This window comes from Micromonospora sp. ATLC16 (assembly GCF_057196645.1).
Genome location: NZ_JBXUOW010000004.1, coordinates 42,942 through 57,705, shown reverse-complemented (window position 1 = coordinate 57,705; position 14,764 = coordinate 42,942). Strand labels below are relative to the sequence as shown.

Below are 14,764 nucleotides of genomic sequence, written 5' to 3'. Positions count from 1 at the left end.
CGGGTTATACTCGCTACCTACGGTGGGGTAGGTTCCGCGAGTGATGGCGCTTTCCCGATCACGACTGTTCTTCCTGCCCGGCATCGTCCTGCTGGCGGTCGCTCTCGGCGGCTGTGCCCCTTTCGGCGACAACTCCGAACCGCCCGTGGCGGCGAGCGCGCCGGCCGCCGGGCAACCCGGCGGCGCAGGGGCCACCACCACCGGAAAAGGCCGAGTCAGCCTGCTGCAGAACGACGGGGCCGACGGTCCGCTGCGCACCCTGAACGTGGAGCCGGACGGGCGCTGGGAGTGCATCGACTGTGCCGGCGACGGAGTCACCTCGACCGGCGCGTTGAGTGCGGAGCACCGGGAGCGTCTCCAACAACTGCTGGCCGAGCCGGACCTGGCTCGGGAGACCGACGAGGCCCGGGGCTACCGGGTCAGCTGCGTCGGCGCGCTCACCTCCACCCTGCTGACCGCGGCCGGCCTGATCACCTCGCAGGACTGTCCCGGGGAGGAACGGCCGGCGGCGGCCGAGGAGATCCTGCTGCTGCTCACCCAGAACACGCCCGCCGAGATGGTCGGCTGACGCGGGTCAGAGCACCTTTCCGGGGTTGAGCAGGCCGGTCGGGTCGAGCGCTGCCTTGATCGCCTGGTGCACCCGTACGCCGACCGGGCCGATCTCCCGGGCCAGCCAGTCGCGCTTGAGCAGGCCGACGCCGTGCTCACCGGTGCAGGTGCCGCCCAGGTCGAGCCCCAACCGCATGATCTCGTCGAAGGCCCGTCGGCCGCGCTCCAGGCTCGCCGGATCGGCCCGGTCGACCACGATGTTGGGGTGCATGTTGCCGTCGCCGGCGTGACCGACCACCCCGATCGGCACCTGGCACTCGGCCGAGATCCGGGCCACGCCGTCGAGCAGCGCGGCGAGCGCTCCCCGGGGCACCGCCAGGTCGTCGATGATCAGGCCACCGCTGCCGCCCGGGTACGCCTCCGCGGCGTACTTCTCCATGGCCGGATGAGCCGACCGGCGGGCCTGCAACAGCGCGGCGGCCTCCACCGCGTCGCTGGCCGCGTACACCTCCTCGGCGCCGGCCGCCTGGCAGACCGCGGCCAACCCGGCCAGGTCCGCTGCCGCCCGGGGGCCGGTGTCGACGGCGGCCAGCAGCAGCGCCTCGGCGTCGGTGCGCAAACCCATCGGCCGGTACGCCTCGATCGCCGCCAGGTGGGTGCGGTCGAGCAGTTCCAGCAGGCTGGGAGAGAGCCCCTGGGTGGCGATCCGGGCCACCGCCTCGCCCGCGCCCGAGGTCGAGCCGAAGACGGCCACCAGGGTCAGCGACTCCGCTGGTGCGGGTCGCAGCGCGACGGTGACCTCGGTGATCACTCCGAGGGTGCCCTCCGACCCGACGAAGAGCCGGGTCAGGTCGTAACCGGCCACGCCCTTGGCGGTACGCCGCCCGGTGCGCAGCACCTCGCCGGAGGCGAGCACCACCTCCAGGCCGAGCACGTACTCGCTGGTCACGCCGTACTTGACGCAGCACATGCCGCCCGCGTTGGTGGCGACGTTGCCGCCGATGGTGGACGACTCCCAGGAACCGGGGTCGGGCGGGTACCACAGACCGTGCTCACCCACTGCGACGGTGAGCACGGCGTTGATCACCCCCGGCTGGACGACCGCGATCCGACTGACCGGATCGATCTCCAGGATCGCGTCCATCGCGGTGGTGCTGATCACCACCGCGCCGGCGACGGCGTTCGCAGCGCCCGCCAGCCCGGTGCGGGCACCCTGCGGCACCACCGGTACGCCGTGCTGCCCGGCCGCCCGGACCACCGCGACGACCTCTGCGGTGCTGCGCGGGCGGGTCACCACCAGCGGCGTCGCCGAGGCACAGAGGTCGGCCTCGTCCCGCTCGTGCCCACGCAGCAGGTCAGGATCGGTGAGCACCGCGTCCCGCCCGAGGGCGGCACGCAGGTCGTCGAGGAGCGGGGAGGTGGCCATGGGGCCGAGGTTACGACCGGCCACTTGTGATCATCAACCTGGGTCGACGCCCGGTACGGTGGCTGAGTGATCTACGTGGACCGGCCGTCCTGGCCGAGGCGCGGCCGGCTCTGGTCGCACCTGATCAGTGACGTCTCCCTCACCGAACTGCACGCCTTCGCCGAGATGCTGGGTGCCCCCGCGAGAGGCTTCGACCGGGACCACTACGACATTCCCGCCGAGCGCTTCCCGATGGCCGTCTGGCTCGGTGCGCAGGTCGTACCCAGCCGCGACATCGTCCGCCTCCTGCGCGCCGCCAACCTCCGCCGCCCCAAACACCTCTTCCGCCCCTCCCGCGCCCTCCCGCCTCGACCCCCGATCTCCCCCACCGCCGATCAGGCAGTAGTGGCCCGTATCAAAGCGGATAAGAGGCCCGTGACGCCTGGCACAACTGCATGATCGCCGGGCATGTCAGGAAGTGATGCGGGTCAGCTCGCGGGTGAGGTTGGTGTGGGCGGGGTGGGTCCAGCGGGTGGCCAGGGCGGGGATGCGGTACAGGGAGGGCAGGGCGAGCAGGCCGGCGAGCACCCGGGCCCGGCCGGCCCGGTAGTCCGGCTCGGGCACGTGGGCGTACTCCCGGCGGATCGCGGCGGCATACCTGTCGTACTCCGGTGGTGACGCGGCCAGCACGGCCAGGTCGGCGTCGCAGAGCAGCGCGCCGTCGGCGTCCGCCGGATCCACCAGGTGACCGGCGGTGAGCAGGACCAGTCGATTCACCTCGGCCACCTCGGCCGGAGGCAGCCCCAACCTGGTGAGCAGGTCGTCGGCGAGCGCCGCGCTGTCGCGCTCGTTCCGGTCACCCGCCGCGCGGGGGTCGTACACCGCGTCGTGGCACCACGCCGCGAGTCGCACCAGATCGGGTCGTGACGCGGTCGAGGCGTACCGGTCGATCACGTCGAGCACGGCGCCTAGGTGCGCGATCGTGTGATAGTGCCGGTGCGGCTCCCGCCACCGTTCGAGCAACTCCGCGCCGGCGGCGTCGACCGACGCCGGGTCACCTGCTCCGGCTGCCCGGGCGGCGGTACGCCATCGTGCGATCAACCCCGTCACCGGCCCGAGTCTGCCTGATCCGGCGACGAGCCGTGATCCGGTGCCGGCCGCCCGCAGCGATGTGCCGCTTCGGCGGGAATGTCCGGGCGTCAGGTGGGTAGTCCCGGCCATGGCGGTGGCCCGGCGCGGACTTACCCGGCTGCTGCGCCGAGACGGCGAGCGCGACGGCCGGTCCGACGTGGACAAGGCCCGGATCGCCGGGACGGTGGCGCAGCTGCATGACCGGAGCAAGGCGACCCTGCGCGACCGCCTGCACCGGGTGCGCCTGTCACTCGGCCTGGCCGCCCAGGCGGGTCTGGCCGCCGGGTTGTCCTGGGTGGCGGCGCATGAGCTGCTGGGAAATCCGCAACCGGTCTTCGCCCCGATCTCCGCCGTCGGCACCCTGGCCGTCTCGGTGGGTCAGCGGTTACGCCGGACCGTCGAGCTGATCCTCGGGGTGGGCGTCGGGGTGTTCGTCGGCGACCTGCTGATCTATCTCCTCGGTACCGGGCCGTGGCAGCTCGGGCTGGTGGTGACCTCCGCCATCGTGCTGACCGTCTTCGCCGGGGGCAGCGTCGCCATCGTCATCCAGGCTGCGGCGACCGCGGTGCTGATCGCGACGCTCAGCCCGTCGGTGGAGGACCTGGAGATACCTCGGTTCATCGATGCACTCGTCGGCGGCAGCGTCGCGCTGCTGGTCACCGCGATCCTGCTGCCGCTCAACCCGCTGCGGGTGCTCAACCGGGCGGCCCGGCCGGCGCTGGACCTGCTCGCCGGCCAGCTCGATCTCGCCGCCGTCGGGCTGCGGGAACGCGATGCGGGCAAGATCCAGAGTGCGTTGGACCGGCTACGCGACAACAAGGAGGAGTTGGCCGCCTTCTCCGAGGCGATCGAGGGTGCCAAGGAGACCGCGCTGCTCTCCCCGGCGCGGTGGCATCGGCGCAGCGAGCTCACCCACTACGCGGAGGCGGCCGACCCGATCGACCGGGCGATGCGCAACAGCGGCACCCTGATCCGGCGGGCGGTGACCCTGGTGGAGGACGACGAGCCGATCCCGGAACCGATGTTGGACGCGGTCGTTCACCTGGCCGAGGCGGTGCGCCAGCTCCAGACGGAGTTCGCTCTGGGCAAGGAGCCCGAACAGGCCCGGCAACGGCCGCTGCGCGCCGTGAGCGAGGCCGGCCGGGCGTACGCCGAGGGGGTCGGGTTCTCCGGCAGTGTGGTGGTGGCTCAGGTGCGTACCACCGCCAGTGATCTGCTGGTGGCCTCCGGCATCAGTCAGGAGGAGGCGAACCGGCTGGTGCGCCGCTCCTTCGGTGAGCTGGACCGGCCGGCGACACCGGCCAAGCCGTAACCGGCTGTGCAGCGGCCCACCGCACCCCCGGTCGGCTGAGTCCTCCGGGGCGGCCCATGCGCCCGGCCGGGCGGGCCGGGCATGACTACGCTGACCGCATGGCCGTCACCCCGTCCGGCGGATCGCCGCCGCCGTCGCCGTCCGTGCCCGTCGCCCCCGGCGCGGGTGACGGCGTACCCGGAATGCCGCGACGCCGTCTCAGCTGGCGACGGGCGCTGGTGCTGATCGGGGTGATCATTCTGATCGCGGCCTGCGCGATCTTCATGCTCTTCACGCTCGGCACCAGCCTCGGTCCGGAGGCGCTGCTGGTCGGTACGGCCGCGGCGGTGCTGCCGGTCCCGGTGCTGGTGGCCTGCTTCCTCTGGCTCGACCGCTACGAGCCCGAGCCGTTGAAGTATCTGGTCTTCTGCTTCGCCTGGGGCGCCTTCGTCTCCACCGCGGCGTCCCTGACGGTGAACGAGACGGCGGCCGGCTGGTTCGAGGACCAGGGCCTGCCCGTTGCGCTCACCGCCGTGCTGGTCGCGCCCTTCATCGAGGAACTGACCAAGACTCTCGGCCCGATCCTGCTGCTGATCTTCCGACGGCGGGAATGGTCGGGCATCACCGACGGCCTCGTCTACTGCGGGCTGTCCGCGATCGGCTTCGCCATGGTGGAGAACATCCTCTACCTGGGCGGGTACGGATACGCCTCGGGGGTCGAGCAGTACGGGCCGGCGACCGGGACGCAACAGGTCATCGCCATCTTCATCGTCCGGATCCTGCTCTTCGGGTTCGCCCATCCGTTGTTCACCTCGATGGCCGGTATCGGGCTCGGTATCGCCGCACGGTCGGCGGACCGTCGGGTGCGGTTCTTCGCCCCGGTCGCCGGCCTGCTGCTGGCGATGATGCTGCACGGCACGTGGAACCTGCTGCCGACGCTGACCCAGGCCACCGGTCAGGTGCTGATCTCACTCTTCGGCTTCGTCGGCGTGATGGTCCCGATCTTCTTCGGCATGGTCGGCCTGGCGGTGTGGCTACGGGCCTGGGAGGGACGGCTCACCGAGCGGGTGCTGCCGGACTACGTCCGGGCCGGGTGGCTCACGCCGCCGGAGGTGGCCGCGTTGAGCAGCCTCGGCCGCCGACACGCGGCCCGGGCGTGGGCCCGGCGGGTGGCCGGCGACGCCGGTCTGCGGGCGATGCGTGGTTATCAGTTCGCGGCGACCCGGTTGGCGCTGCTGCGGGACGGCGCCACCCGAGGTCTGGACCGCCGCCCCGCCGACCGGGACCGGACGGCCCGGGAGGAACAGGAACTGCTGCACTCCATCGCCGCGTACCGGTCGTACTTCGTGGGCCGGGATCCGCAGTCGCCGGTAGGCGTCTGGGACGGGCACCGCTACCACCTGCGGTTCCCGGACGGCTCGCAGCGGGCGGTGGCGGCCCCCGAGGAGCCGGTGGTCCCGATTCCGGTGGTGCTCACCCCGCCACCCGGATATCCCGCCGGCTACGGCCAGCCCGGCTGGTACGGCCCACGTCCCGCCGCCCCCTGGCCACCCGGTCACCGCTGACCGCTCCGGCCACCGGTCACCGTTGATCCCGACCCGACCAGCCAGCCGGCGACCGGAAGCGGCCGGCCAGTGGGCTCAGGTCATCAGGCTGGTGAGGAAGTCCCCGAGCCCCTGGGCCATCATCATCAGGGCCGCACCGATCGACTTGAACATCTGTGCGGCGCCCTCCGGCCGGAACGCCACGAAGTAGATCAGAAACGCGAGGCTTCCCCAGGCCAGCACCTTTTTCACGAATACCGGCATCGTCCCTCCCCAGGCCGGTGGTGCGGCTGGCTTCCCGTCGGGGAGCGCGACAAACGAGGCGCGGACCGGTCGAGCGTCCCGAAGCCGGTCAGAGATAGAGGCCGGTGGCGTTCTCCTCGATCCGCTCGGCGGCCACCGCGTGCACGTCGCGTTCGCGCAGCAGCACGTAGCCCTCGCCGTGCAGCTCGACCTCGGATCGGTCATCGGGGTCGAAGAGCACCCGGTCGCCGGAGACGATGGAGCGTACGTTGGGGCCGACCCCGACAGCGGTGGCCCACGCCAGGCGTTTGCCCACCGCCGCGGTGGCGGGAATCACGATGCCGGCGCTGGAACGCCGCTCGCCGTCGCTGCCCTCCATCCGCACCAGCACGCGGTCGTGCAGCAGCCGGATGGGCAGGCCGAAGTCGAGGTTCGGATCGGCGGTCACGCCGCAGACGCTACCGTGTCGTCCCTGCCGGGCCGCCGGTGGTCACCGGGTTAGCGACCGGTCGGGCGGGGCACTGTGGGTGGCGAATCCGTCCTACCGTTGCCTGGTCGGGCGTATCCTGTCCGACCTGACGCAGTGCGCAGGCCGATCTGCCGGGAGGTGCGCTTGAGCCGCTTCGAGCGGATACGCGGACGGCTGCGTCGCGCGTACGAGTCGGGCAAGGCATCGGTCAACGCGGGTCGTCAGACTCCCGCCGATGCCGTGGAGCCGCCCGGCCTGGCCTCGCCGTCGAGCCCTGGGCCGGTGGCACCGGAGGCGGCGACCGTGGTCGGTGTCGACACACCCACCCCACTGCACAACTCCACCTCCAGTCGCGACGACGCCGACGTGCCGCACGCGCTGCGGATCGCCGCCGCCTGGTGCTGGCGGCTGATCGTCATCGGCATCGTCTTCTGGGCGCTGCTGAAGCTCGTCGGCACGATCAGCATCGTGATCATCCCGTTGGCGGTGGCGCTGCTGCTGTCGGCGCTGCTGGCACCCGCGGTCGGCTGGCTGTTACGGGCCCGCCTGCCGCGATCACTGGCAACCGCGGTGGTACTGGTCGCGGGCCTGGCCGCGGTGATCGGCACGTTCACCCTGGTGGTCAACGAGTTCATCAAGGGCGTTCCGGAACTGACCGCGAAGTCAACCCAGGGCCTACAGCAGATCCAGCAGTGGCTCAAGACCGGGCCGCTGCACCTGTCGGACAACGACCTCGACCGGTACATCGAGGAGACCCAGCGGTGGGTCGACAACAACACCGAGCGGTTCACCAGCGGCGCTCTCTCCACCGCAGCCACCCTGGCCGAGGTGCTGACCGGCACGGTGCTGGTCCTCTTCGCCACCTTCTTCTTCCTGCGCGACGGCAGCATCATCTGGCGGTTCCTGGTCCGGCTGCTGCCCGTCGCCGCGCGCTGGAAGGTCGACGACGCCGGCCGGGCCGCCTGGGCGACGCTTGGCGCCTACGTCCGGGCGACGGTGCTGGTCGCCTTCATCGACGCCGTCGGCATCGGCATCTTCCTGGTCATCTTCGACATCCCGTTCGCCTTCCCGCTGGCCGCCCTGGTCTTCCTCGGCGCGTTCATCCCGATCGTCGGCGCGACCCTCTCCGGGGGCGTGGCGGTGCTGGTGGCGTTGGTCGACAGCGGCCCGGTGACCGCGTTGATCATCTTGGGCGTGGTGATCGGCGTACAACAGGTGGAGGGCCACATCCTCCAGCCGTTGATCATGGGTAGGGCGGTCGCGATCCACCCGCTCGCAGTGATCATCGGTCTGGCGGCCGGCGTGGTGCTCGCCGGGATCACCGGCGCGCTGGTCGCGGTGCCCATCATCGCGGTGCTCAACACGGCCGTGCGCCGCCTCGCCGCCCGGCGCGTTCCGGACACCCCGCCCGACGCCGTCGTCGTCGCCTCCCGGGCACCCTGAGCCGGACCGCCTGCCCGTGGGACGCCAGCCGGCTCAGCCCGCGGCGAGGCGGGCCAGCGCGCCTCGGGCCACCTCCGGACGGGTCGTGTACCAGAACGGAGGCAGCGAGCGACGGAGGAACGAGCCGTAGCTGCGGGCCGTCTCCAGCCGGGAGTCGAGTACCGCCACCACGCCCCGGTCACCGCTGGCCCGGATCAACCGGCCCACGCCCTGTGCCAGCCGAACCGCCGCGATCGGGACGCTCACCGCGGCGAAGCCGGAGCCGCCCTGCGCGTCGACCGCCGCAGCCCGGGCCGCGGCGAGCGGTTCGTCGGGGCGGGGAAACGGAAGCCGGTCGATCACCACGAGTTGGCAGGCGTCGCCCGGCACGTCGACGCCCTGCCACAACGACATCACCCCGAATAGGCAGCTCGACCGCTCCTCGCGGAAACGTCGGACCAGCAGTGGCAGCGTCTCCTCACCCTGGAGCAGCACCGGCAGGTCGGTCCGGGCGCGCAGCAGCTCCGCCGCCTGCTGCGCGGCCCGGCGGGAGGAGAAGAGCCCGAGCGTACGCCCGCCGAGCGCGGTGACCAGCGCGAGCAGTTCCTCCCCGGCGGCCTCGGGCAGCCCGGAGGCCCCCGGGCGGGGCAGGTGCGCGGCCACGTAGAGGATGCCCTGCCGGGGATAGTCGAACGGCGAGCCGACGTCCAGTGAACGCCACCCGAGCCCGGAGTCCGTCAACCCGCCCGCGTCGTCCGGCCGGGGCGGTGCGGTGCCACCGGCCACCTCATCGGGACCGGACGGCCGCCGGGTGGCCTCGGCGAGGGCGGCGGCGGCCGGTGACGGTGGGCCGGGCGGGGGCGAGTCGAGGCCCAGTGCCCGGGCGACCGTGTCGAACCGCCCACCGAGCGCGAGCGTGGCCGAGGTGGCCACCACGGTCCGCTCGTCGTAGAGGTGGGTGGCCAGGGTGCTGGCGACCGAGAGCGGCGCCACCACAAGTGCCCGCCGTCCGGTCACGTCGTTGCGCTCCACCCAGGCCACGTCGTGCTCGGCCTCCTCCAGCAGCCGCTGAACGGTGGTGGACAACTCGTCGAGGACGGCCTTGGCCTGCTGCTTGCGTACCGGGTCGGTGTCGTCGGCCTTGACGTCGCCGATGCTGTCCAGGGCGGTACGGGTGGCGGCGTCCAACAGCGTGCACGCCTCCCGCAGCGGGCCGGGCAGCCCGCTCGTGATCCGTCCCGCCGGGGCCTCGGCCAACCCGACCGCGAGGGCGTCACCCGACGCGGTCAGCGCTTCGGCCGTCTCCGGGCGCAGCAGTGGCCGGGCCCGCCGGGCGGACCTGTCGATCAGCTCCGGGGTCAACTCCGCCTGGGCTGCCGAGGAGACCCGGTCCGCCAGTTCGTGGGCCTCGTCGACGACCAACAGCCGGTGGGGCGGGACGATGTGTCGGCCGGCGAGCATGTCGACCGCGAGGAGGCTGTGGTTGGTCACCACGATGTCCGCCTCCCGGGCCCGGGCCCGGGACGCCTCGGCGAAGCACTCCGCACCGTACGGGCAGCGGGAGGCGCCGACACACTCGCGGGCGGGCATTGAGGCCAGCCGCCATGTCTGGTCGTCGACGCCCGGGTCCAACTCGTCGCGGTCACCGGTGTCGGTCTCCAGGGCCCAGTCCCGCAGACGCTGGATCTGCTTGCCCAGCCGGCCGGCCTCACCGAGCCAGCGGGTGCCGCCGGGACGCTCGGCCGGGGCGTCGAAGAGGGTGTCCTCCGGTTCGTCCGCCGTGGAGTTCTCCAGCCGGGCCAGACAGAGGTAGTGGTGGCGGCCCTTCAGCACGGCGAACGTGGGGCGGCGGCGGAGCAGCGGTTCGACGGCGTCGGCCAGCCGGGGCAGGTCGTGCTCCACCAGCTGGGACTGCAACGCCAGGGTGGCGGTGGAGACCACCACAGGTCCGTCCACCGTCAACGCCGGGGCGAGGTACGCCAGGGACTTGCCGGTGCCCGTGCCGGCCTGCACCAGCAGGTGGTCCCCGGTACCGACGCATTCCTCGATCGCCGTGGTCATCCGTTGCTGGCCCGGACGGGCCGTACCGCCGGGCACGGCACCGACCGCAGCGGACAACAGCTCGGCTCCGCCCGGCCGGTCGCCCCGCCGACGTGCCTTGTCGCGGGCGGTGCCGGTGCCGATGGCGGTGCGGGGCGGGGTCACCGTGGCACGGTACCCGCCCGGGCGGACGTGGTCGGTACCGAGCGGGCCGTGTCGCGGGTCGCGCGGCGCGGAATATCGCCCTGTCGTCCGGTAACTTCCCGACGGCGAGCCGTGGGCGGAATCGGCTAGGGTGCGACTCATGCCGAGCGACGTGATCCGTGTGATCTACCGCAAGTTCGACGGCAGCGCCCACCGCGACTACCCGGCCCGCCGGTTGGCCGAGGACGACCTCGGCATCTGGCTCGGCGTGTCGGCCGGCACCAGCTCGGTCTATCACGGCCGACCGTCGGTCGAGCAGATTCCCTTCGTGTTGCTGGTGCCCCACCACGCCTGGTGGACCGGCATGTTCAACCCGCCGCCCCGCACCAGCGAGGTCTACTGCGACATCGCCAGCCCGGCCCGCTGGGAGGGTGAGGACACCGTTCATCTGATCGACCTCGACCTGGACGTGGTCCGTCGTCGCGAGACCGGCCTGGTCGAGCTGCGCGACGAGGACGAGTTCGCCGAGCACCGGGTCCGCTTCGGGTATCCCGACGACCTGGTGGTGGAGGCCGAGGCGGCGGCGCGCTGGTTGTTCGGCGCGCTCGGCGACGGCACCGAGCCGTTCGCCACCTCGTACCGCAAGTGGCTGGCCCTGGTGGTCTGACGCTGCCCGCGCCCGCGGGCCTCAGCCCGGTCTGATGCAGCTCCGTCGCGCGGACCGGCGGCGGACGGGTGATGATGCTCCGATGGTGGACGACTATGGCTTCGACGTGGTGGCGCCGAACGGCGGCGCGGTACGCGACCTGCTCCGGGTACGGCCCGGTGGACCGGTGGACCTCGCGGAGATCGATCCCCGCTCGACTCCGGGGCTGCCCGGCCCGGAGGTGACCTGGCCGGACCGCAAGACCTGGGCCCGCCGGCAGCTGACCCGGCTGGGTGCGGGGCTGGCCGGGCAACAGGAGATGCTGTTCGCGGGCGCGAAGGCCGAACCCGGTGCCGGCCGGCGGGTGCTGCTGGTGCTCCAGGCGATGGACTGCGGCGGCAAGGACGGCACGGTCAAGCGGGTGGTCGGGGCGATGAATCCGCTCGGCGTGCACATCCGGGCGTTCGGTCCGCCGACCGCCGAGGAGCTGCGGCACCACTTCCTGTGGCGGATCCGCCGGGCCCTGCCGCCGCCGGGCAACCTGGGGGTCTTCAACCGCTCGCACTACGAGGACGTGCTGGTGCCCCGGGTCCAGGAGCGGGCGCCGGAGGACCTCTGGCGGCCCCGGTACGCGGAGATCGACGAGTTCGAGCGGGAGTTGACCGACGCCGGGGTGACCCTGGTCAAGGTCTTCCTGCACATCTCCAACTCCGAGCAGGCGAAGCGGCTGCTGGCCCGCCTGGACGATCCGACCAAGCACTGGAAGTACCACCCGTCCGACGTCGACGCCCGGGCCCGGTGGGACGACTACCAGGCCGCGTACGCCGAGGTGCTCGCCACGTGCGGTACGGACCAGGCACCGTGGTACGTGGTGCCGGCGGACCGCAAGTGGTACCGCGACTGGGCGGTGGCGCACCTGCTGCGTGAGACGTTCGACACTCTTGGTCTGGGGTATCCGCCAGCCGACTTCGACATCGAGCGGGAACGGGAGCGGCTGATGGGAACCACGGGACGGTGAAGGTGAACGGAAGTTGAACGAGCGGTGAATGCCATCTGGCCAGGGGTGGGCCGAATAATCGCCGATCTGACGGTTCCCTAGCATTCCCCTCAGCAGTGCGCCGGAGCTACGGCCGCCACCCCTTCCACCCGACACGACGAGGTCCGTGCTGTGAGGTTTTCCTTCCGCCCCAACGAGGGCGCTTTCTACGAGCTCTTCACCAGGGCCGCGCAGAATCTGGTCCGGGGTACCGAGCTGCTCAACGAGCTGGCCCTGCCCGATGTCGAGGTGCAGTCGGTGAGCGAGCGACTCACCGAGGTGGAGCACGACAGCGACCAGATCACCCACGACCTGTACAAGAAGATCAACTCTACCTTCGTCACCCCCTTCGACCGAGAGGACATCTACCGGCTCGGTTCCCTCCTGGACGACGTGATGGACCACCTGGAGGCGGTGGGAAACCTGCTCTACCTCTACGGGCTGACCAAGCTGCCGTCGCTGCCCCGGGAGATGCACGAGCTGGTGCACGTACTCGACCAGCAGGCGAAGCTGACCGCCGACGCGATGCCTCGACTCAAGTCGATGAAGGATCTCGAGGACTACTGGATCGAGATCAACCGGCTGGAGAACGACGGCGACCAGGCCTACCGGATGCTGCTGGTACGGCTCTTCTCCGGTGAGTACGACGCGTTGACCGTGCTGAAGATGAAGGAGGTCGCCGACGAGCTGGAGGCCGCCTGCGACGCCTTCGAGCACGTCGCCAACACGGTCGAGACCATCGCGGTCAAGGAGTCCTGATCCTGTGAGTCCCGAGCTCATCGCCGTGCTGGCGGTGATCGGGGTGGCCCTGGTGTTCGACTACACCAACGGCTTCCACGACGCCGCCAACGCGATCGCGACCAGTATCTCCACCCGGGCGCTGACACCCCGGGTCGCCCTGGCCATGGCGGCGGTCGGCAACTTCATCGGCGCCCACTTCGGCGCCGAGGTCGCCAAGACCGTCGGCAGCGGCCTGGTCGAGCTGCCCACCGGTGTCTCCAGCCTCGGCATCGTCTTCGCCGGGGTGATCGGCGCGATCACCTGGAACCTCGTCACCTGGTACTTCGGCCTGCCGTCGTCGTCCTCGCACGCCCTGATCGGTGGCCTGGTCGGCTCGACCGTCGCCGCCTCCGGCACCGTGCTCTGGAGCGGCATCGGCAAGAGCGTGATCATTCCGATGATCCTGTCGCCGATGGTCGGCTTCATCCTCGGCTACATCGTGATGATCGCGGTGCAGTGGATCTTCCGGAACGGGCACCCGGGCAAGCTCAACCGCGGCTTCCGCTGGGCCCAGACCGCCTCGGCGGCGGCCATGTCGGTCGGCCACGGCATGCAGGACGCCGCCAAGACCATCGGCATCGTGGTGCTCGCCCTCTTCGTCGGTGGCTACCAGGACGATGCCACCTACATCCCGGAGTGGGCGTTCTGGACCTCGGCGGCCGTGCTGGCGGCCGGCACCTACGCCGGCGGCTGGCGGATCATCCGGACCTTGGGCCGGAAGATCATCGACCTGCGTCCGCCGGAGGGTTTCGCGGCCGAGACCGTGGCCAGCGGCGTGCTCTACTTCAACGCCCTGGTGCTCGGTGCGCCGATCTCGACCACGCACACGATCACCTCAGCGATCATGGGTGTCGGCGCCACCAAGCGGCTCTCCGCCGTGCGCTGGAGCGTGGCCGGCAACATCATCGGTGCCTGGATCCTGACCTTCCCGGCGGCCGGCTCGATCGGTGCCCTGATGTACTTCCTGGTCCGTCCGGTGTTCAGCTGACCTGTGTCGAAGGGCCCCCGGCGTCCCAGGGGCCCTTCGACCTGTCAGATGTAGGAGACGCCGATCTGGGCGCGGATGGCGTCCAGCAGGCCCATGATCTCCAGGGTGGCCGAGTGCGGTACCAACGGGCTCTCGGTCAGCCCCTCGGCCAGGCACCGCTGCACCTCGATGGCCTCGTGCTGGTAGCCCGAGCCGACCAGCTCCTCGCTGATCGTCTCCGGTGCCGCGTCGGCGCGGTACAGGGTGAACCGGTCGGGTCGGAAGAACGGCTCGGGTAGCTCGATCCGCCCGGTGCTGCCGGTGATCGAGGCGGTGAGCCCGGTGGCGCCCACCATGCCGCAGCTCAACGTGGCCACGGCACCGGAGTCGTAGCCGAGGATCAGGCCGGTGTTCTCGTCCGTGCCCTCCGGGCCCAGCTTCGCCCACGACCGTACGTGCTGCGGCGTGCCCAGCAGCAGGTGGGCCAGGCTGATCGGGTAGACGCCGAGATCCAGCAGCGCGCCACCGCCCAGCGCCCGGTCGCGCATCCGGTGCTCGGGCGGGAAGGGGCCGGCGACGCCGAAGTCGGCCCGGACCCCGGTCAGGGCGCCGATCGCGCCATCGGCGATCAGCTGGCAGACCCGCCGGATGAGTGGGTTGCACCGCATCCACATCGCCTCCATGAGGAAGACGTCGGCGGCGCGGGCGGTGTCGACGAGTTCGGTGCTGGTGGTCAGGTCGAGGGTGAACGGCTTCTCCACCAGCACCGGCCGGCCGGCGGTGAGGCAGGTCAGGGCCGCCTCGTGGTGGGCGGCGTGCGGGGTGGCGACGTAGATCACATCGACGTCGGCGTCCGCAGCCAGTTCCGGCCAGGAGCCGTACGCCCGTGGTACGCCGTGCCGTTCCGCGAAGCGTTCCGCGGTCTCGGCGGTGCGGGAGCCGACCGCGACGAGTTCGGCCCCCGGCACCAGCCGGAGGTCCTCGGCGAAGCGGGCGGCGATGTGGCCGGTGGCCAGGATGCCCCAACGAGTCATGGCGCGACGCTACCGAAGGTCAGCTGAGGGCTGTACTGGGCATCCAGGATCGGGACTAGTCTC

The 14,764-nt window shown here is 71.5% G+C and carries 15 protein-coding genes; 9 read left to right on the top strand and 6 right to left on the bottom strand.

Features of this window, described 5'->3' with window-relative positions:
• The first annotated feature begins 43 nt into the window (after positions 1-43).
• A complete protein-coding gene (locus tag AC2CHE_RS03075; protein WP_484503346.1) occupies positions 44-568 on the top strand; it encodes a hypothetical protein in 525 nt (174 codons plus the stop codon).
• A gap of 6 nt (positions 569-574) precedes the next feature.
• Here AC2CHE_RS03075 and AC2CHE_RS03070 read toward each other — a convergent pair whose 3' ends face one another.
• Complete coding sequence (locus tag AC2CHE_RS03070) at positions 575-1,975, bottom strand: FAD-binding oxidoreductase (RefSeq protein WP_484503345.1); 1,401 nt, start codon at positions 1,973-1,975, stop codon at positions 575-577.
• A gap of 66 nt (positions 1,976-2,041) precedes the next feature.
• On the opposite strand from AC2CHE_RS03070, the gene AC2CHE_RS03065 reads away from it, so the two are divergent.
• Positions 2,042-2,413, top strand: coding sequence for a DUF4031 domain-containing protein (locus tag AC2CHE_RS03065; protein ID WP_484503344.1), 372 nt, complete (start codon positions 2,042-2,044; stop codon positions 2,411-2,413).
• Between the two features lie 12 nt (positions 2,414-2,425).
• Here AC2CHE_RS03065 and AC2CHE_RS03060 read toward each other — a convergent pair whose 3' ends face one another.
• Positions 2,426-3,064: an HD domain-containing protein gene (locus AC2CHE_RS03060; RefSeq protein ID WP_484503343.1), complete on the bottom strand. Its 639-nt coding sequence runs from the start codon at positions 3,062-3,064 to the stop codon at positions 2,426-2,428.
• Between the two features lie 115 nt (positions 3,065-3,179).
• Here AC2CHE_RS03060 and AC2CHE_RS03055 point away from each other — a divergent pair, with 115 nt between their 5' ends.
• Positions 3,180-4,397, top strand: a complete 1,218-nt coding sequence (locus AC2CHE_RS03055) for an FUSC family protein (RefSeq protein ID WP_484503422.1) — start codon at positions 3,180-3,182, stop codon at positions 4,395-4,397.
• A gap of 56 nt (positions 4,398-4,453) precedes the next feature.
• Positions 4,454-5,941: a PrsW family intramembrane metalloprotease gene (locus AC2CHE_RS03050; RefSeq protein ID WP_484503342.1), complete on the top strand. Its 1,488-nt coding sequence runs from the start codon at positions 4,454-4,456 to the stop codon at positions 5,939-5,941.
• A 75-nt stretch (positions 5,942-6,016) separates the two neighbouring features.
• On the opposite strand, the gene AC2CHE_RS03045 is transcribed toward AC2CHE_RS03050, so the two are convergent.
• Together AC2CHE_RS03045 and AC2CHE_RS03040 are read right to left on the bottom strand one after the other, a co-directional pair.
• Entirely contained in the window at positions 6,017-6,184 is a 168-nt protein-coding gene (locus AC2CHE_RS03045; protein WP_484503341.1) for a hypothetical protein, read from the bottom strand.
• An 88-nt stretch (positions 6,185-6,272) separates the two neighbouring features.
• The gene (locus AC2CHE_RS03040; protein ID WP_484503340.1) at positions 6,273-6,611 is read right to left on the bottom strand and encodes a GroES family chaperonin; all 339 of its coding nucleotides are present in this window, start codon (positions 6,609-6,611) and stop codon (positions 6,273-6,275) included.
• A 165-nt stretch (positions 6,612-6,776) separates the two neighbouring features.
• Here AC2CHE_RS03040 and AC2CHE_RS03035 point away from each other — a divergent pair, with 165 nt between their 5' ends.
• Complete coding sequence (locus AC2CHE_RS03035) at positions 6,777-8,075, top strand: AI-2E family transporter (RefSeq protein ID WP_484503339.1); 1,299 nt, start codon at positions 6,777-6,779, stop codon at positions 8,073-8,075.
• A 33-nt stretch (positions 8,076-8,108) separates the two neighbouring features.
• Here AC2CHE_RS03035 and AC2CHE_RS03030 read toward each other — a convergent pair whose 3' ends face one another.
• On the bottom strand, positions 8,109-10,259 hold the full coding sequence (locus AC2CHE_RS03030) for an ATP-dependent DNA helicase (RefSeq protein WP_484503338.1): 2,151 nt from the start codon (positions 10,257-10,259) through the stop codon (positions 8,109-8,111).
• A 139-nt stretch (positions 10,260-10,398) separates the two neighbouring features.
• Between AC2CHE_RS03030 and AC2CHE_RS03025 the strand changes: the two genes are divergently transcribed.
• The 4 genes from AC2CHE_RS03025 to AC2CHE_RS03010 all read left to right on the top strand — a co-directional run bounded on the left by AC2CHE_RS03025 (position 10,399) and on the right by AC2CHE_RS03010 (position 13,688).
• The gene (locus AC2CHE_RS03025; protein WP_484503337.1) at positions 10,399-10,905 is read left to right on the top strand and encodes a DUF402 domain-containing protein; all 507 of its coding nucleotides are present in this window, start codon (positions 10,399-10,401) and stop codon (positions 10,903-10,905) included.
• A gap of 82 nt (positions 10,906-10,987) precedes the next feature.
• Complete coding sequence (locus tag AC2CHE_RS03020) at positions 10,988-11,902, top strand: PPK2 family polyphosphate kinase (RefSeq protein WP_484503336.1); 915 nt, start codon at positions 10,988-10,990, stop codon at positions 11,900-11,902.
• A gap of 150 nt (positions 11,903-12,052) precedes the next feature.
• Positions 12,053-12,679, top strand: a complete 627-nt coding sequence (locus tag AC2CHE_RS03015) for a DUF47 domain-containing protein (protein ID WP_093403380.1) — start codon at positions 12,053-12,055, stop codon at positions 12,677-12,679.
• 4 nt (positions 12,680-12,683) lie between these two features.
• The gene (locus AC2CHE_RS03010; RefSeq protein WP_484503335.1) at positions 12,684-13,688 is read left to right on the top strand and encodes an anion permease; all 1,005 of its coding nucleotides are present in this window, start codon (positions 12,684-12,686) and stop codon (positions 13,686-13,688) included.
• Between the two features lie 44 nt (positions 13,689-13,732).
• Here the strand turns inward: AC2CHE_RS03010 and AC2CHE_RS03005 are convergent, their stop codons facing one another.
• Positions 13,733-14,701 carry a Gfo/Idh/MocA family protein gene (locus AC2CHE_RS03005; protein ID WP_484503334.1) on the bottom strand — a complete coding sequence of 323 codons (969 nt, stop codon included), beginning with the start codon at positions 14,699-14,701 and terminating at the stop codon, positions 13,733-13,735.
• Positions 14,702-14,764: the final 63 nt, after the last annotated feature.

Excerpts from the sequence above, each read along its gene's own strand:
- AC2CHE_RS03045 (WP_484503341.1), bottom strand. The coding sequence starts at position 6,184 with ATGCCGGTATTCGTGAAAAAGGTGCTGGCCTGGGGAAGCCTCGCGTTT.
- AC2CHE_RS03025 (WP_484503337.1), top strand. The coding sequence starts at position 10,399 with ATGCCGAGCGACGTGATCCGTGTGATCTACCGCAAGTTCGACGGCAGC.
- AC2CHE_RS03070 (WP_484503345.1), bottom strand. The coding sequence starts at position 1,975 with ATGGCCACCTCCCCGCTCCTCGACGACCTGCGTGCCGCCCTCGGGCGG.
- AC2CHE_RS03050 (WP_484503342.1), top strand. The coding sequence starts at position 4,454 with ATGCGCCCGGCCGGGCGGGCCGGGCATGACTACGCTGACCGCATGGCC.
- AC2CHE_RS03005 (WP_484503334.1), bottom strand. The coding sequence starts at position 14,701 with ATGACTCGTTGGGGCATCCTGGCCACCGGCCACATCGCCGCCCGCTTC.
- AC2CHE_RS03020 (WP_484503336.1), top strand. The coding sequence starts at position 10,988 with ATGGTGGACGACTATGGCTTCGACGTGGTGGCGCCGAACGGCGGCGCG.
- AC2CHE_RS03075 (WP_484503346.1), top strand. The coding sequence starts at position 44 with ATGGCGCTTTCCCGATCACGACTGTTCTTCCTGCCCGGCATCGTCCTG.